The sequence below is a fragment of the Mucilaginibacter sp. 14171R-50 genome (genome assembly GCF_010093045.1).
Classification (GTDB): domain Bacteria; phylum Bacteroidota; class Bacteroidia; order Sphingobacteriales; family Sphingobacteriaceae; genus Mucilaginibacter.
On sequence record NZ_CP048115.1, the window covers coordinates 3,495,857 to 3,512,821 of the forward strand.

The window sequence follows — 16,965 nt, forward strand, 5'->3', positions numbered from 1 at the left end:
TATTATAAGACATGAAGGCCCTTCCTCGTCAGAAGGGCCTTTTTTATGCCGGTTACTTATTAATAACCGTTGCCTTTATTTCATCCTTATTTATAAAACCGATATACCGGGAGTCGGCCGCGTTGTGCCTGTCATCACCAAGTACAAAATAACTGTTAGCGGGTATTTTTACCGGCCCAAAATTATCTTCGTTATAATGAGTGCCAGGGTATGCCTTCGAGATCATTTCATTAACAGAATCTTTTGCTGTAACCCGCCGCTGCAGGTTCAGCTTAAGTTCGCGTAAATCATTTTTAGATATAGCAACGCTCGCGGTGCTGTCATTTACCGTGTACAGGTCATGGCCATTAACGGTCACGTAACCTATAATGCTATTCAGCGTTGCCTTATTTATCAGGTATTCGTTCCACACCCAAGGCTCGTCCAAAGGTTGCCCGTTCTTATATACAATTCCCGTTTTTATTTCGATCACGTCATTAGGCAAGCCCACGCACCTGAATATTGATAACGGAATGCCCGGCTTTTGGAAACACAAAAATTTGTTTAGGCCCGGCTCTGCAAGCCGCGACGCGTAGATAACATCACCGGGTTTAATAGCGGGTTTATTGGCATCGGTGGGTACCTTGTATACCGCAAACACGTAAGTAACCTTTAATAAATACCATAAACATACCAGTACAAAAGCTATAACCGCTACAGCGGTCAGTGATTTTTTCATGCACTTAATTTAATAAAATTCCGTTGATGCCGGGCGGGGATTCTATTAAAAGTTCGGCTTTAACACATACTTGTCGTAGAAACGGAAAATATGCTCTGTAGCTTCTTCAGCAGTATCTACCACGCGGTAAAGGTTCAAGTCCTCTGCGCTGATGTTGTGTTCTTCTTTAAGCATACGTTCCTCTACCCATTTAAACAGGCCGCTCCAATAGTCAACACCCACAAAAACTATCGGGAACCGGGCTATCTTGCCGGTTTGTATCAGTGTTATCGCTTCAAATGATTCGTCCATGGTGCCAAACCCACCCGGTAAAACAATAAACCCTTGCGAATACTTCATGAACATTACCTTACGGATAAAGAAGTAGTCAAATTCCAGGATCTTATCCCTGTCGATATATTTGTTATGGAATTGTTCAAAAGGCAACTCGATATTTAACCCTACAGATTTACCGCCCGCCTCGTAGGCGCCTTTGTTGGCCGCTTCCATAATACCGGGGCCGCCACCCGATATAACACCGTAGCCGCGCTCGGTAAGTAAACGGGCGGTATCTTCGGCCAGTTTGTAGTAAGGGTTGTCGGTTTTGGTACGTGCCGACCCAAAAATAGATACACAGGGGCCTATCTTGGCCAGTTTCTCAAAGCCGTCAACAAATTCGGCCATAATTTTAAATATCTGCCAGGAGTCAGTAACTTTTATTTCCTGCCAGTTCTTGTTCTCGAATGCTTGTCTTATTTTTTCTTCACCAGTCATGATAGTAGATTAGTCCGGAAGACCGTAAGTCAGTAAGTCCGGTAGTATGATAGATATTACAATAAATTTTCCTTAAGGTTTTACAAGGTGCCTTTATGCTGCTTTCGCACTTATGGTCTTCCCGACTTTTGCATGCGAGGTGAGCCACAGGCCAATAAAGGTAATGAGCCCGTTTACAATGATCAACTCGTTGTCAAATACATAGCCGCCCAATAGGTTTTTTGATTCGGTACTCAGGAAGTAACACACCGCCGGGGATATGAGGCAAATAAATGGTACCAACTTGTCTGCAACCTGCCTGCGGCTCATAAACAACCCAAAGCTGTATAACCCCAGCAGCGGCCCGTAAGTGTACGAGGCGACCTTGAAAATAGCCGTTACCACCGCATCGTTATTTAAAGCGTTAAACAGGATAATAGTTAGGAACATTAGTCCCGAGAATGCCACATGCACGTAATGCCGAACGTTCACCATTTTTTTACTGTTCGTATCGCCACGCTTGTTAAAGTTTAAAAAGTCGACACAAAAAGAGGTAGTTAGCGCTGTTAGTGCCGAATCGGTTGTGGCAAATGTAGCGGCGGTTAAACCAAGCATGAAAACCATAGCCGGTATAATGCCCAGATATTTTAGCGCGATAGTGGGGTACAGGTAATCGGTTTTTTCTACCGAGATGCCGTTGCGCTGGGCATACAGGTAAAGCAAAGCGCCTACGCTTAAAAAAAAGATATTGATAACCACAAACACGCCTGTAAAACTGAACATGTTTTTTTGCGCTTCTTTAATGTTTTTAAGGCTCAGGTTTTTCTGCATCAGGTCCTGGTCAAGGCCGGTCATGCCTACGGTAATAAACAACCCGCCTAAAAACTCTTTGCTAAAATTTAAGTGGCTGCTCAGGAAATCGTTAAAGAAAAATATTTTAGAATAGCTGCTGTTTTTTATCGCGTCTGCAGCTTCAAACAGGCTGTAATCAAGGCTGCGGCAAATGAAATAGATTGACAGGAATACCGATGATACCAGGAACAGAGTTTGCAGGCTATCGGTTATGATAATGGTTTTTAAGCCGCCTTTGAACGTGTAAGACCAGATGAGCACTAAACATATCAGCACCGTAGCTGCAAATGGCACGCCGTAGCTATCGAAGATGAACTTTTGTAACACAATTACCACCAGGTAAAGCCTGAACGCAGAGCCGATAGTGCGGCTCAACAAAAATATGCCCGCTGCGGTTTTATAGCTCCAGGTACCTAAAGTATGCTCTATGTAGCTGTAAATTGATGTGAGCTTCATACGGTAGTATAGCGGAAGCAATACCGTGGCAATAACAATAAACCCTGCCGCGTTACCCAGCACAAACTGAAAATATGCAAATTGGTCGCCACTTGGGGCGCCAACTTTGCCGGGTACCGATATGAACGTTACACCGCTAAGGGCGGTTCCTATCATCCCAAACGCTACCAGGTACCATTTAGAGTTGCGGTTGGCCACAAAAAAGGTGTCGTTATCAGACGATTTCCTGGAGGTGAGGTAAGAAATCACCATTAACACCAAAAAGTAGCCTATTATAAACGAAAGTAGTATTCCGGGAGACATAATTTAGTTTTTACAGGTATCAAACAAACCGCTCTAAAGTAGAGGTTAGTTATCAGCAAAACAAAATTATTTGGTTGTATAAGGTTTATTACCTCCGACGGACCAACATATATATAGAATCAACAACTGTTAAATGAGCTTGCTATCTGAGTGAAAAAACTCTGCACACGCCGTGGTAAAAACATTAATAAACAATACTTTTGCAAGCAACATGGATAACACTATTTCGCCGATGAACCGCTTGAACCAGCTTTTTGCCACAAAAAAAGACAACCTGCTTTCTATATATTTTACAGCCGGCTACCCTGAACTGAACACGACGGTTGATATAGCGGAAGCATTGGAGAAAGCCGGCGCGGATTTTCTGGAGATAGGTTTCCCATATTCAGACCCGGTTGCCGACGGGCCTACCATTCAGCACAGTTCGCAAACGGCGTTAGATAACGGCATGAATTTGAACGTGTTGTTTGAGCAGCTAAAACAACTGCGCAGCCGTGTAACCATGCCGGTTTTGTTAATGGGTTATGTTAACCCCATTGTGCAATACGGCGTTGAACGGTTTTGCAAAGCCGCAGCCAAAGCAGGGGTAGACGGTGTAATAGTGCCAGACCTGCCGATGTACGAGTACGAAATGCTGTACAGCAACCACTTTGAAGACAATGGGCTGAGCAACATCTTCCTGGTAACGCCGCAAACATCGGCCGAGCGGATACGCAAGATAGACGAATTGAGCAATAGCTTTATTTATTTACTTTCATCATCATCTATAACAGGCGGTAACCTGCAGCTTACTGATAGTATTGAAGGGTATTACAGTCGCATTAAGGCGATGGAACTGAAGAATCCGACCATTATCGGTTTTGGCATCTCAGATAACCGATCGTTCAGCAAAGCCTGCGAATATGCAAACGGGGCCATTGTTGGCAGCGCTTTTGTAAAATTGCTTGGGCAGGATGGTTACATGCAGAAGATCCAGGCGTTTATCAGCAGTATTAAATCCTGAATATTTGCCGTAGAAAGGTGATACTTCGCGACTAATTGAAATATTCCAAAAAGACGCAAGCTATTGCGTCTTTACGCCTTTCGCCCGGTTTTGTTTCTGATCTGAAGCATAACAACATAACCCATTGTTGCCGCCAACAAAGAGGTAATTAATATGGTAAACTTAGCCTGGCCTTGCAGTGCGGTATCTGCAAATGAAAGCAGCGCCATAAATATCGACATAGTGAAGCCTATCCCCGCCAGTTGACCAATACCCCATACCTGCGCCCATTTTACGCCCGGGGCAAGTTTTGATAGTTTGAGCTTTACAGCCAGCCAGCTAAATAACGTGATGCCTATTGGCTTTCCTAACAGCAAACCAAAAAGTATTCCAGCCGACAACGGATTGATGATGTTACCCATAGACAGGCTTTCCGTAATGTTGATGTTTGAATTTGCTAACGCAAATATGGGGATGATGATAAAATTCACCGGGTTTTCGAGCAGGTGGATGAGTTTTTTTAGGGGCGAGTAATTCCGTTTTACACTATGCGGGATAGCCATTGCTGTAAGCACCCCCGCAACAGTAGCGTGTATACCGCTATGATGGATAAAATACCACATAAACGCGCCGGGTATAAGATATGCCGCTATGTAACGCACGTTAAAGCGGTTAAATAGCAGCTGCATTATAAACATCGCTAACGCTAACAGCAAATAGGTGGTGTGCAGGCCGGCCGAATAAAATATAGCGATAACCAGTATAGCCCCCAGATCGTCGACTATAGCCAATGCTTTTATAAATACCTGTAAGGACTGCGGTACGCGTGATTTTATAACGCTGATAATTGCCACTACAAAGGCAATATCAGTAGCCATAGGGATACCCCAGCCGGCGGATGTTGCCGTGTTCAGGTTTACAAGCGCATAGATGCCGGCTGGTACAAGCATACCGCCAATGGCTGCAAACACGGGTAGTGTGGCCGAATGCCTGTCGGATAATTCGCCGTTTAAAACTTCGTCTTTTATCTCCAGCCCAACCAGCAAAAAAAATATGGCCATTAATCCATCGTTTATCCAGGCCAATGAGGTGTAGGGGCCAAGCTGGATGCTAAGCAAATTGCTGAAGCTATCGTTAAACCCGGTGTTGGCAATAGCAAGCGATATAATTACACAGGCAATAAGAATAGCACCACCTGTGGCGTAAGAGCGTATAAATTCGGCAAATTGTTTAAGGTTACTGATCAAAATGTGTTGAGTAGATTACATGTAATGCGGCAAATATAAGGTTATAAATATTCTTGCAGGTCGCCTTTGCCTTCGCGAATAACCTCAAACTCGCCCGATGTGCAGTCTATCACCGTCGAGGGTATATTGTCGCCATAGCCGCCATCAATAACAAGATCTACCATATCCTCGTACTTTTCATGTATCAGTTCGGGGTCGGTAGAATATTCAATGATATCGTCTTCATCATGTATTGATGTGGAAAGGATAGGGTTGCCCAATGCCTTCACAATTTCGCGGGCAATGTTATTATCAGGTACACGTATACCTACCGTTTTTTTATTGCTGCTTAAAAGCTTGGGCACCGCGTGGCTTGCGTTAAATATAAAAGTGAACGGACCCGGCAGCGCTTTTTTCAACACCCTGAAGGTTGCGTTATCAATGGGTTTTATATAATCTGATATGTGGCTAAGGTCGTAACAGATAAATGAGAAGTTTGCTTTTTCGGGTTTGATGTTCCTGATCTTACAGATCCGCTCAATAGCCTTTTGGTTGGTAATATCGCACCCAAGCCCATAAACGGTATCGGTAGGGTAGATGATAATGCCCCCTTTGCGCAATACATCAACGGCCTGTTCTATTGCTTTTTCGTTTGGGTTTTCCGGGTAGATCTTGATTAACATAAGTGTAAAGCAAATATAACAGACAAATAGTTTTAAAAAGAAAAAGCCACCCGTTTAAACGAATGGCTTTTTTCACGATGTCAGCAACTAATCTCTGATCAACCAATCACTGATAATATTTTACGCTTGTTTTGCAAACTGCACGTTTGCTATCAATTTAATGTCTTCGCCTACAACAATAGAACCTGCTTCGGTTACGCCGTCCCAGGTAAGGCCGAACTCTTTACGGTTTATTTTGCCGCTCACTTCAAAACCCGCTTTGGTGTTGCCATAAAAGTCACCTGCTATGCCACCATGCTCAACATTAAGTGTTATAGGTTTAGTCACATCTTTTATGGTCAAAAGTCCGTTTAATTTATAATCATCACCATCCTTAGTGAACGATGTAGATTTAAAGGTAATTTTAGGATGGGTAGCCGCATCAAAAAAGTCTGCGCTTTTTAAGTGCTCATCGCGTTGCGATTGAGTGGTGTCAATACTATCCACATCTAACGAAAACTCAACTTTAGCATCCGTAAAGTCTTCGTTATCAGTCTCTAACGAACCTTCAAAGGTTTTAAAAGAGCCGGTTACGGTAGATATTACAAGGTGTTTTACTTTAAATTGTACTTCTGAGTGTGTTGGGTCTAATACCCATTTAGTTGTTGCCATGATGTTTAGTTTTTGTTTTTTCTTGATTATAACACAAATATAATAATATATGTTTAAACATGTATTGTTATATTGAAGTATTACAATTTACAGACATATAGAGATTTAACTATCAGGATAGGGGAATGTTTAAAAAAATATTAAGTACCAAAAAAGGGAGCCAATTCGGCTCCCTTATATTTTTAAGGTTAACCGATCGTTAACCTCTGTTCTCAAATCTCTAACTTATAGCGCTAAAACTTCTTTAACGCGGTCGGCAGCTTCTTTCAGCAAAATAGCTGAATAAACCTGCAGGCCCGAATTATCGATAAGTTCCTTTGCTTCTTTGGCATTAGTACCCTGTAAGCGTACAATAATTGGAACCGGGATATTGCCTATCTCTTTATAAGCATCAATTACGCCCTGTGCAACACGATCGCAGCGTACAATGCCGCCAAATATATTGATCAGAATAGCCTTAACATTAGGGTCTGAAAGGATAATGTTAAAACCGGCTTTCACTGTTTGCGCGTTGGCGGTACCACCTACGTCAAGGAAGTTGGCAGGTTCACCGCCTGCAAGTTTAATGATATCCATGGTTGCCATTGCCAAACCGGCACCGTTAACCATACAGCCTACGTTACCATCAAGTTTTACATAATTAAGGTTGCTTTTGCTTGCTTCAACCTCGGTAGGGTCTTCTTCGTCGGTATCGCGCAGGGCAGCGTAATCCGGGTGGCGGAACAACGCGTTATCATCAAGATTAACCTTGGCATCAACCGCTAAAATTTTGTTATCAGATGTTTTTAATACCGGGTTTATTTCAAACTGAGAGGAGTCGGTAGCGTCATAAGCTTTGTATAAAGCAGTGACAAATTTTACCATATCCTTAAACGCCTCGCCCGACAGGCCCAGGTTAAACGCTATCTTACGGGCCTGGAAACCCTGCAAACCAACCTTAGGGTCAATTTCTTCCTTATGGATAAGTTCCGGGGTAGAGTGCGCCACCTCTTCGATATCCATACCGCCTTCGGTGCTGTACATAATGATATTACGTCCTTTAGCACGGTCGAGCAGTACGCTTATATAAAACTCTTTTGTTTCGCTTTCGCCCGGATAATAAACATCCTGTGCAACCAAAACTTTCTTTACCAATTTACCTTCGGGGCCGGTTTGCGGTGTAACCAGTTGCATGCCGATAATTTTGCCTGCAATTTCTTTAACCTGTTCGGCATTCTTGGACAGCTTAACACCACCGCCTTTACCGCGGCCACCTGCGTGTATCTGTGCTTTTATTACTGTCCAGTCCGACCCAAAGTCTTCCTTCATTTTCTGAGCGGCAGCAACAGCCTCTTCAGGTGTATCTGCAACTATGCCCTCCTGTACTCGTACGCCAAAGCTTTTTAAGATCGCTTTGCCCTGATATTCGTGAATGTTCATGTATTTGAAGAATTTGCGGTAAAGCTACTATTTTGTTTTTAGACATCAGAGGTTGGAGATTAGAGATTTGTAATATTTATCTCCATTATATTGTAATAATATCAGCGACGATCTTTCTAAATATCTGTTAAAATAATCGGCCGATCGCTGATTAACTAATCTCTAATCGCTAAATTCGCCCATGCTTAAAGCGCAATCTATAAATAAATCATACGGCAAACTTCATATCCTTAAAGGCGTTGATCTGGAAGTTAAGCGCGGCGAAATTGTGACCATAGTAGGCGCGTCAGGAGCGGGCAAAAGCTCCTTGCTTAATATACTGGGGACTTTGGACAGCCCGGATTCGGGGCGGATATTTATCGATAACGTTGAAGTTAGTAAGCTCAATAATAAAAACTTAAGCGCTTTTCGCAACAAAAAGATAGGTTTTATATTCCAGTTTCATCATTTACTGGTAGAGTTTAACGCGCTCGAGAATGTTTGCATCCCGGCTTTTATTGCGGGTGTGTCACGCGCCGATGCCGAAAAAAAAGCGACTGAACTATTACAGATGCTTGGCCTGGGCGACAGGATACATCACAAACCAGCCGAACTATCCGGCGGCGAGCAGCAGCGTGTGGCGGTGGCGCGGGCGCTAATTAACGATCCGGCGCTGATATTTGCCGACGAACCCTCAGGTAACCTCGATTCTAAAAACGCGCTTGAACTGCACGAGCTGTTTATTAAGCTGCGTAACGATTTTAACCAAACCTTTATCATTGTAACCCATAACCAGGACCTGTCTGACATGAGCGACCGCACCATATTAATGAAAGATGGGCTAATTTTAAACAATTTATAAGTGAAGATACTTGTTACCTCCGCTACATCGGCTGCGGCGCATAAGCTTAAAGGCAGCCTGCCCAATGACGAAGTTGTATTAGGCGATTTCAACGAGCTACCGGCATTTATGCAGATGCTTAAACTGCCAAACCCCGCGACAGATACTTACGCCCACGAAATGCTAACGCTTTGCCTTGATAACGGTTTCGAGGCTGTTTACTTGTTAAACCCTCAGGAAGCAGCCGTGCTGTTATTATCAGAACAACTGTTTAAAGAATATAACATAGATATTATAAATGGCAGCCTTAACGTATAACGACATAGACCCGCGCAAAAAGGCGTTTATCTTTGAACTTGACGATGTGCTGTACCCGGCTAAAGATTATTACTACCAGATTTATTACCTGTTTGCCAACCTGTTGGAGTACACCGAATTAAATAGCGCGGCCAGGACAACCGAGTTAATGATAAATACGTATAATGAAAAAGGGGAGGGGAAAGTGTTTGATGAAATTGCCGCCAGGTTAAATATAGATGAGAAGTACAGAAAAAACCTGGAAATAATGCTGCTAACATCGCGCCTGCCGCTAAAATTGTTGCTTTATAAAAATATGCTTAGCTTTATGCAGGAAGTGGTTTTAGACCGTAAAAAGCTTTTTATAGTTACCAACGGTGCCGCGCAGCAACAGCTAAATAAGCTCAGGCAAATTGAATGGCATGGTTTAGAACCGTATTTAACATGCTATTTTACTGAAGAAAGCGTGCCTAAACCCGAACCGGACGTATTACATTTATTGATGAAAGAGCATAATTTGGAACGACGCGACCTGATAATGATAGAAGGTTCAGAGACAGACAGGTTATGTGCCGAAGCCTGCGGGATTGATTATGTAAACGTCAGCGAAATAATAAATTAAACTAACATAATATATAAATAATAACTTCGTTAATAAAACACAAACTAATAATTTAAACTGTGAAGAAAATATTTTACTTATTTATAATTGTTTCGGTAACAATTATCACATCTTGTTCAAAAGATAAGAAGATCACTCCGGGTGGCGATGGCGGCGGCGATAATACTGATGGCCCATCTAAAACAGGCTCTACGCTCGACCTGATCAAAGATTCCGTATTTTTGTATGCCCAACAAACCTACTACTGGAACACCTCGCTGCCTACTTACGCTACTTTCAAGCCGCGCTCTTTTAGCGGCACAAGCGATCTGGATGCTTTGCAAACAGAAATTGACGCGATGACCCAATACAGCAAAAACCCCGAGACCGGTAAACCGTACGAATATTACACGCCTGCACCTGGTTACGCCAAATACTCATTTATTGACGATGGCAGCGTATCAGGCGAGTTAGGCGGCGTAAAAGGTGATTTTGGCTTTGCGCCGGTATGGATAAGTGAGGATGACATCAGGGTTAAATATGTTTACCCGGGCTCTCCGGCCGATCTAAAAGGGTTAAAAAGAGGCTACCAGATTGTGGGCATAAACGGCCGTACAGGTTCGGGCCTTACTTATGATAACGGAACTAATGTTGACTTCCTTATCAAGGCTTACAGCCAGTCGAACGACATTACCCTTACCTTAAAAAAACCTGATGGCACTACCTTTACGGCAGCCATGTCAACCGGTAGTTACACGGTGAACCCTGTTTTGGTTACAAAGGTTATTGATGCAGGCGGCGGTAAAAAAGTAGGTTATATCGCCTTTAACAGTTTTACAGCCGATGCGAATGCTGTACCAAGACTTAACACTGCTTTTAACACCTTTGCCGGCAGTAACATAACCGACCTGGTTGTTGACCTGCGGTATAACGGCGGCGGCTACGTGTCGACAGCCGAATATTTAAGCAACTTAATTGCACCTGCAAGTGCCGACGGCTCGGTGATGTTCAGCTATAATTTTAACCAGATGATGACTGAGGGTAAGGCCACCATCCTTAAAAATCAGAAACGTAAGGACGATAACGGCCAAACTTACAGCTATTTCGACATTAACTATACACCAAGCGCTAATACGATACGCTTTTCGAAAGCAGATGTGCCCGCTACACTTAATCTAAGCCACGTATTTTTTATAGTAACCGGCTCTACAGCATCAGCCAGCGAGCTTACCATAAACAATTTAATACCAAAAATGGATGTGAAGCTAATAGGTACAACTTCATATGGTAAACCGGTGGGTTTCTTTGATATCGATATCAATAAATATCAAATGTACATACCGCAATTTGAAACTAAGAATGCCAGTGGCAACGGCGGTTATTACGCCGGTATGAAACCGGGAAGTACTACTTATCCGGGCAAGCTTGCAAATGATGATGTTACCAAAGATTTCGGCGACCCTGCAGAAGGGCTGTTTGCATACGCTATAAATTATGTTAAAAACGGCACCTTCGCCATATCAGGTACAAGAATACAAAGCGCTAACCAGCTTAAAACCTTTTCGGTGGATCAGTCCCGCGAGGTTGGTATTCAAGTTGAAGGCAAAAAATTCAGAGGGATGATACTTAATGATCCGAAGGCTAAAAAATAATTCGCCTTTTATCAGTCAAAGCCGGGAGTTTAAACTTCCGGCTTTTTTGTTAAACAAATTTCCGTTTAATCTGCCAGTTCGCGAAGGTCTACAGGTACAACCCGCGATATCCCTTGCTCTACCATGGTAACACCGTAAATAATATCGGTACACGCAATGGTGCGTTTGTTGTGTGATATAATAATGAATTGTGATTCTTTTGAGAACTTGCGGATAATGTTGTTGAACTTATCGATATTGGTATCATCAAGCGGGGCATCAACCTCGTCAAATATGCAGAAGGGGGCCGGCTTTAACAGGTAAAGCGAGAAAAGTATGGCCGTGGCCGTCAGCGTTTTTTCGCCGCCCGAAAGCTGATTAATAGAAAGGGGGCGCTTACCCTTAGGCCGTGCGATAATATCAATCTCCGATTCGAGCGGAGCTTCGGGATTGCTCAGTATCAGGTCGCATGAATCTTCCTCGTTAAACAGCGAGCGAAACACCTTGATAAAGTTTTCGCGGACCATTATAAAGGCCGACATGAATTTTTCTTTAGCCGTATCATCAATTTCCTGTATAGTGGCCAGCAGCGATGCTTTTGCTTCGGCCAGGTCTTTCTTTTGATCCTGGATGAAGGTATGGCGCTCACTCATTTCATTATAAGCCTCAACCGCCATTGGGTTTATAGCGCCAAAATCATCCAGCTGGCGTTTTAGCTTTTCGGTGCGTTCGCGTATTTCTTCTTCGTCCCCGGCTTCATTATCTTCCGCTTCAAGCAGGTCATTTATATCTACATTAAACTCTACCGATAGCCGCTCTTTAAGCGCGCTAAGCTCCAATCTTAAATTGTTGCGCTCATCTTTCAACTCGTTCTCAATAGCTTCGGTCTGGTCTTTTTTCTGCCGAAGCTTCGAAACTTCGTTCTCTCTTTCGGTAATGCCGGCGCGCCAGGCGTAATATTCCTGCTCAGCTTCGGCGGTGCCTTTTTCAAGGGCCTCTTTCTGCTCATACATTTCAAGCAGGTTCTCATCGCTGTCGCCGGTTTGCTGCAGGTTCTCCATGATCTGCGCTTTAACCTTTTCAAGTTCGGCGCTATTCTGGCGGATGCGTACTTCCAGGTGCTCCAGCTGCGTTTCGCGGTACTCAAGGTCTTTTACCAATCCCGAAACCTTATTTTGCTGCTGGTGAAAGCGGATATTCTCCTGGTTGTAGATGTTAGATTGCACCGTAACCATTTCATTAAGCTCGTTAAAGGCCTGCTGTTTTTCCAGCAGCATATCGGCCTGTACCTGCTTTTGCGCCTTCAGGTCTATCAATAACGGGCCCAGTGTAAGTATCTCGTTTTTTATACCGGCCACTTTATTGGCTATGTCCTGTTTGCGGTTAAGGCTGTTCTCAATAAAGGCCTGGTACTGTTCCTGCTTGGTTCTAACGGTGATAAGTTCGGTGTTAACCTGGTTTAGTTGGTATTGCTGCTGTCTTAGTTCGTTGGTTTTGTTTGATGCTTTTAAAGCTGCCAAACGGCTCTGCAATTCCTCACTTTTAGCTCTAAAGCTTTGTATGCGGCTCTCCGCTTGCTTAATCTCTTTCAGCAGGTTATCAAGGTTTTTAGCGCGACCTATACGCTTGCCCTCAAACAAACCAACCGAGCCGCCTGCCATGGTGTGTTTAGATTTTGTGAACTTACCGCTTTTACCAATAAGCACTACATCACCCGGTAATAATATGTCGTTAATATCCTGTTCGGTATTGTCGTTAACAAGGTAAACCTGTTTTAACAAATGGTTGCATAACGGTTTGTAGCGCTCCTCAACCTCTACAACAGATAGGGCAGGGATGGCCGCATCATCTACCAGTGTTTTATCGCCCTGCTTAGTGGCTTCGTAATTATCTAAAATAAAAAACTGCGCCCGGCCCTTTGCCGAATTACTTAACAGGTTAATAGCCGCAATGGCCTCGCTGTAAGTATTCACTACGTAATGGTTCATAAACGGCTCCAGGTAGTTCTCGATAGCTACGCGGTATTCTTCCCTGCAAAATAAAATATCGCTGAACAGGGTAATGGTTTTAGCCCAATTGGTGTTCTTTTTTAAAAAACGGATACTCTCCGGGAACCCCTCCAGGTTATCAACCAAACTTTTTGTCAGGTTATATTCGTTTTGTTTGGCGTCCAGTTTACGGCCGTCGGCAGCAATACTGTCTATGACAGTTTTAAGCTCGGTTTCCGTTTCGGCTACCTGTTGCTGCAATTTGTTATCAGCTTCAACAGCCAGTTCATATTCGCTTTTTAGCGTTTCAACGCGGCCCTCCAGTTCGGCAACCACTTTATTAAAGTGCGATAGCTCGGCTTCTTTATTGGTGGTATCCTCCATATTGCGCTGGCTTTCCTGCTCAAGCGCCTGTTGTTGTATATTCAGGATATCGATGTCTTTTTCGGCCTTGTATACCTGGTTTTGCAGGCGGCCGTTTATGCTGTTCAGCTCGTTCAGTTCATTACGCGCTTCGGTTTGCTGCGCGCGCAGCTCGTCAACAGCCTCTTTCAACTCTGCCAAGCGCTGGGTAATGATGTGCAGATTCTCTTCTTCCTGCAGTTTTTCTTCGTTCAGCCGCTTTATATTATACTGTACGTGCTTAAACTGGTTATTATCACGCTCAAGTTCGTCCTTTAAACGGCTCTCTTTATCCTGTGCGTTCTTCAACTGCTCGTTCTTTACCCGTTTTTCGCTCTCGTAGGCACGTATCTTAGCCGTAAACTCGTTGCTGGCCTTTTGCTGTGCGGCAAGGTTCTTCTCTTTGGTAAGGCTATCCAGCTTGCTTTGCTGTAAAGCTGCTTCCAGCTTATCTATCTGCGTAGCAATGCCTGCCTTTTCTTCCCGCTGTACCTGTTCCTTCTCTTCAATTTCGGCAAGCGACCTGCTGAAATTTGCTATGCGGAACGATGCCAGCGCAATGCTCAGCGTTTTATACTGGTCGCGAAGCTTGTAGTAGCGCTCGGTTTTTTTAGCCTGGTTCTCAAGCGTTTTTAAGTTCTTCTCTATCTCAAACAGCAGGTCTTCAACGCGCTCCAGATCGGCTTCTGTATCTTTTAACTTATTGAAAGTTTGCTTTTTACGGAGCTTATATTTAGAAATACCTGAAGCTTCCTCAAATAAATTACGGCGCGATCCTTCCTTGTTGTTGATGATCTCGTCAATCATCTTTAACTCAATGATGGCGTACGAATCTGCGCCTATACCGGTGTCTAAAAAAAGATCAGTAATATCTTTTAAGCGGCACTGTACATCGTTAAGGCGGTACTCACTTTCGCCGGTGCGGTACAGCCTGCGTGTTAGGGTAACCTGCGAATAATCGGTAGGGAGTACATTTTTGGTATTATCAAAGGTTAACGATACCTCGGCCAGGTTGGCTGCCTTGCGGCTTTTAGTGCCGTTAAAAATGATATTATCCATTTTTTCGGACCGCAGCGCACGGGTACTTTGCTCGCCCAATACCCAGCGTATCGAATCGACAACATTGCTTTTACCACAACCATTTGGCCCAACAATAGCGGTAACACCCTCATTAAAATTAATGGTGATCTTATCTCCGAAACTCTTGAAACCCTTGATTTCTAACCTGGTAAGTTGCATTTGCTATCGTAAATTGCCAACGATGAATGATCTGTAAGTTTTAATATATCGTTGCCGCAATTGAACCCGAAAGATACGTCTTGTAAGCAAATTTTAAAGGCCGATTATAAGAGAGTTAATAACATTTAAATGTGGAAAAGTAGGCCCCTCCAACCCTTAAAGGGGAGCCTAATATAGTTTTTTTTTAAAACTCCCCCTTCAGGGGGTTGGGGGGCTTATCTCGCCTCTTAAATAAGTAACCGCCTTGCCTGCCATTACAACGCGGTCGCCTTTTAATTCGCACCAAAGCTCGCCTTTGCGGGCGCTTATTTGGTAAGCATGTAATGTGTTTTTACCCAGTTTGCCGGCCCAGTATGGTATCAGGTTGCAATGTGCCGACCCGGTAACCGGGTCTTCGAGTAAACCTGCGCCCGGTGCGAAGAAACGCGACACAAAATCTACATCCTTGCCTGGCGCCGTTACAATAACACCCAGCGTATCAATTTTAGATAGTGCAAAGTGGTCGGGCTTAATGTCCAAAACATCATCTTCGTTATCGTAAACCAGAAAATAATCACGGCTGCGCAGTATTTCTTTTGGTTTTTTACCGCCAAGGGCTTCAATCAGGCCTTCCGGCTTATCAGCCGCAAACGGAGGCCGTGACGGGAAATCCATCAAGTATCTATCGCCCTCGCGTTTTACTACGAGCGTGCCAGCTTTTACCGTATCAAAATAAATGGTATCGCTCTCATAACCAAGTTCCGTGAATAATATATGTGCGGATGCCAGGGTGGCGTGGCCGCAAAGGTCGATCTCCAGTTCGGGAGTAAACCAGCGCAGCAGATAGCCGGTAGCGTTCTTTACGAAAAAAGCAGTTTCGGCCAGGTTGTTCTCCAGGGCAATCTTCTGCATCGTTTCGTCGGGCAGCCACTCATCCAGCGGACAAACTGCGGCCGGGTTGCCGCCAAACATTTTATCGGTAAAGGCATCGGCCTGGAAAATAGGGATGGTCATGGTGATAAAGTATTATTTACCGCTAAGATAGCCGTAAGTAACCAATTCATCATTATTGGTGATGTGTTTTGTGCAGCCGTTATTCAATAAGATCACTTTATCACTAACCTCTAAAATATTATAATATTGATGATCGGTTAAAATGATGCCCTTACGTTTGGCGCAATTGCGTATAACGGGTTTAAATTCGTCGGCCTGAATGGGTGATATATGGGTAAAAGGTTCATCTAACAATATAAAATCGGCGCGGCTATGCATGATCATCAGCATCTCCAATTGGCGCAGTTCGCCGCCGGACAATTGCGTCGCTGTTTTATGCGAATGTTGCCGGTATATTTCTAAGGCGGCAAACTCATCCCAGGCCTGTTCGTCCACCAGCATTCTGGCAAGTTTGCTTATTTGTATGTGAGCCGGTAAATAACCATGCTGCGGTAAATAGGCTATGCGGTTGTTATGATACCCTTTATAAATAAAGTTGTTATCAATACTTACATATTTATACGAAGCCTGCAGGGTACCGAAAATAACCCGTAGCAATGATGATTTACCGCTGCCGTTTCTGCCTAATAAACCAATCACCTGGCCTTGCCGGCATTCAAGGTAAATGTCCTGCAATATTTTGCGGTTATCAAACTGCAGCTGAACGCTATCAACCTTTAAAACAAGCGGCTGCATAGGTTAATTAAAAGGGCGATTAATGTAAATGCTGCAAGATCAACCAAAAAGGCATAAAAATATAATCTTCTGATGGTTATACCCGCATTGCGATAATAAAAGTATGTATTGGCCGATGAGTAATAATGCAGCCCTGCCGCGGATAAAAAACCGATGATCTTTGAAAAGAAAATACTCACCAGGTTGATGCCTGCGCCAAAGGCAACTAAAACTATACACAAAAAAGTAAAGGTTATATTATAAAGCAGCAGCGAGCGGTAATATTGAATAGTGAGGGTAGTTAGGCGTTGCATGGAT

16 protein-coding genes are annotated in these 16,965 nt (G+C 43.7%); 5 read left to right on the forward strand and 11 right to left on the reverse strand.

What is annotated here, in order from left to right; translation table 11 throughout:
* Positions 1 to 52: 52 nt before the first annotated feature.
* The 3 genes from lepB to GWR56_RS15885 all read right to left on the reverse strand — a co-directional run bounded on the left by lepB (position 53) and on the right by GWR56_RS15885 (position 3,061).
* Complete coding sequence (lepB, locus tag GWR56_RS15875) at positions 53 to 718, reverse strand: signal peptidase I (protein ID WP_162432198.1); 666 nt, start codon at positions 716 to 718, stop codon at positions 53 to 55.
* A 45-nt stretch (positions 719 to 763) separates the two neighbouring features.
* Positions 764 to 1,471: a TIGR00730 family Rossman fold protein gene (locus GWR56_RS15880; RefSeq protein ID WP_162432199.1), complete on the reverse strand. Its 708-nt coding sequence runs from the start codon at positions 1,469 to 1,471 to the stop codon at positions 764 to 766.
* A 93-nt stretch (positions 1,472 to 1,564) separates the two neighbouring features.
* Entirely contained in the window at positions 1,565 to 3,061 is a 1,497-nt protein-coding gene (locus GWR56_RS15885; protein WP_162432200.1) for a sodium:solute symporter, read from the reverse strand.
* 232 nt (positions 3,062 to 3,293) lie between these two features.
* Between GWR56_RS15885 and trpA the strand changes: the two genes are divergently transcribed.
* Positions 3,294 to 4,064 carry a tryptophan synthase subunit alpha gene (trpA, locus tag GWR56_RS15890; RefSeq protein WP_162433226.1) on the forward strand — a complete coding sequence of 257 codons (771 nt, stop codon included), beginning with the start codon at positions 3,294 to 3,296 and terminating at the stop codon, positions 4,062 to 4,064.
* A 71-nt stretch (positions 4,065 to 4,135) separates the two neighbouring features.
* On the opposite strand, the gene nhaA is transcribed toward trpA, so the two are convergent.
* The 4 genes from nhaA to sucC all read right to left on the reverse strand — a co-directional run bounded on the left by nhaA (position 4,136) and on the right by sucC (position 8,022).
* The gene (nhaA, locus tag GWR56_RS15895) at positions 4,136 to 5,290 is read right to left on the reverse strand and encodes a Na+/H+ antiporter NhaA (protein ID WP_370463779.1); all 1,155 of its coding nucleotides are present in this window, start codon (positions 5,288 to 5,290) and stop codon (positions 4,136 to 4,138) included.
* 41 nt (positions 5,291 to 5,331) lie between these two features.
* Positions 5,332 to 5,952 (reverse strand): L-threonylcarbamoyladenylate synthase, encoded by a 621-nt coding sequence (locus GWR56_RS15900; protein ID WP_162432201.1) that lies wholly within the window; start codon positions 5,950 to 5,952, stop codon positions 5,332 to 5,334.
* A 120-nt stretch (positions 5,953 to 6,072) separates the two neighbouring features.
* Positions 6,073 to 6,603, reverse strand: a complete 531-nt coding sequence (locus GWR56_RS15905; protein ID WP_162432202.1) for a YceI family protein — start codon at positions 6,601 to 6,603, stop codon at positions 6,073 to 6,075.
* Positions 6,604 to 6,828: 225 nt separating this feature from the next.
* Complete coding sequence (gene sucC, locus GWR56_RS15910; protein ID WP_162432203.1) at positions 6,829 to 8,022, reverse strand: ADP-forming succinate--CoA ligase subunit beta; 1,194 nt, start codon at positions 8,020 to 8,022, stop codon at positions 6,829 to 6,831.
* A 181-nt stretch (positions 8,023 to 8,203) separates the two neighbouring features.
* Between sucC and GWR56_RS15915 the strand changes: the two genes are divergently transcribed.
* Genes GWR56_RS15915 through GWR56_RS15930 form a run of 4 tightly spaced genes read left to right on the forward strand, consistent with a single transcriptional unit; the run spans position 8,204 to position 11,392 of the window.
* On the forward strand, positions 8,204 to 8,863 hold the full coding sequence (locus GWR56_RS15915; protein WP_162432204.1) for an ABC transporter ATP-binding protein: 660 nt from the start codon (positions 8,204 to 8,206) through the stop codon (positions 8,861 to 8,863).
* Positions 8,864 to 9,160 (forward strand): hypothetical protein, encoded by a 297-nt coding sequence (locus tag GWR56_RS15920; protein WP_162432205.1) that lies wholly within the window; start codon positions 8,864 to 8,866, stop codon positions 9,158 to 9,160.
* Complete coding sequence (locus GWR56_RS15925; protein WP_162432206.1) at positions 9,141 to 9,761, forward strand: HAD family hydrolase; 621 nt, start codon at positions 9,141 to 9,143, stop codon at positions 9,759 to 9,761. The genes GWR56_RS15920 and GWR56_RS15925 overlap by 20 nt, the downstream gene beginning before the upstream one ends.
* Positions 9,762 to 9,820: 59 nt before the next feature.
* The gene (locus GWR56_RS15930) at positions 9,821 to 11,392 is read left to right on the forward strand and encodes a S41 family peptidase (RefSeq protein WP_162432207.1); all 1,572 of its coding nucleotides are present in this window, start codon (positions 9,821 to 9,823) and stop codon (positions 11,390 to 11,392) included.
* Between the two features lie 65 nt (positions 11,393 to 11,457).
* Here the strand turns inward: GWR56_RS15930 and smc are convergent, their stop codons facing one another.
* From smc to GWR56_RS15950, 4 genes are all read right to left on the reverse strand, one after another.
* A complete protein-coding gene (gene smc / locus GWR56_RS15935) occupies positions 11,458 to 15,000 on the reverse strand; it encodes a chromosome segregation protein SMC (protein WP_162432208.1) in 3,543 nt (1,180 codons plus the stop codon).
* A 198-nt stretch (positions 15,001 to 15,198) separates the two neighbouring features.
* The gene (locus tag GWR56_RS15940) at positions 15,199 to 15,993 is read right to left on the reverse strand and encodes a PhzF family phenazine biosynthesis protein (RefSeq protein ID WP_162432209.1); all 795 of its coding nucleotides are present in this window, start codon (positions 15,991 to 15,993) and stop codon (positions 15,199 to 15,201) included.
* A 12-nt stretch (positions 15,994 to 16,005) separates the two neighbouring features.
* A complete protein-coding gene (locus tag GWR56_RS15945; protein WP_162432210.1) occupies positions 16,006 to 16,668 on the reverse strand; it encodes an ATP-binding cassette domain-containing protein in 663 nt (220 codons plus the stop codon).
* A complete protein-coding gene (locus GWR56_RS15950; RefSeq protein WP_162432211.1) occupies positions 16,650 to 16,961 on the reverse strand; it encodes a hypothetical protein in 312 nt (103 codons plus the stop codon). The genes GWR56_RS15945 and GWR56_RS15950 overlap by 19 nt, the downstream gene beginning before the upstream one ends.
* Positions 16,962 to 16,965: the final 4 nt, after the last annotated feature.

Bases quoted from the DNA above. Each gene is read 5' to 3' on its own strand.
- GWR56_RS15940 (WP_162432209.1), bottom strand. From the start codon at position 15,993: ATGACCATCCCTATTTTCCAGGCCGATGCCTTTACCGATAAAATGTTT.
- GWR56_RS15925 (WP_162432206.1), top strand. From the start codon at position 9,141: ATGGCAGCCTTAACGTATAACGACATAGACCCGCGCAAAAAGGCGTTT.
- trpA (WP_162433226.1), top strand. From the start codon at position 3,294: ATGAACCGCTTGAACCAGCTTTTTGCCACAAAAAAAGACAACCTGCTT.
- GWR56_RS15945 (WP_162432210.1), bottom strand. From the start codon at position 16,668: ATGCAGCCGCTTGTTTTAAAGGTTGATAGCGTTCAGCTGCAGTTTGAT.
- lepB (WP_162432198.1), bottom strand. From the start codon at position 718: ATGAAAAAATCACTGACCGCTGTAGCGGTTATAGCTTTTGTACTGGTA.
- GWR56_RS15900 (WP_162432201.1), bottom strand. From the start codon at position 5,952: ATGTTAATCAAGATCTACCCGGAAAACCCAAACGAAAAAGCAATAGAA.
- GWR56_RS15915 (WP_162432204.1), top strand. From the start codon at position 8,204: ATGCTTAAAGCGCAATCTATAAATAAATCATACGGCAAACTTCATATC.
- smc (WP_162432208.1), bottom strand. From the start codon at position 15,000: ATGCAACTTACCAGGTTAGAAATCAAGGGTTTCAAGAGTTTCGGAGAT.
- GWR56_RS15880 (WP_162432199.1), bottom strand. From the start codon at position 1,471: ATGACTGGTGAAGAAAAAATAAGACAAGCATTCGAGAACAAGAACTGG.
- GWR56_RS15905 (WP_162432202.1), bottom strand. From the start codon at position 6,603: ATGGCAACAACTAAATGGGTATTAGACCCAACACACTCAGAAGTACAA.
- sucC (WP_162432203.1), bottom strand. From the start codon at position 8,022: ATGAACATTCACGAATATCAGGGCAAAGCGATCTTAAAAAGCTTTGGC.
- GWR56_RS15950 (WP_162432211.1), bottom strand. From the start codon at position 16,961: ATGCAACGCCTAACTACCCTCACTATTCAATATTACCGCTCGCTGCTG.
- GWR56_RS15885 (WP_162432200.1), bottom strand. From the start codon at position 3,061: ATGTCTCCCGGAATACTACTTTCGTTTATAATAGGCTACTTTTTGGTG.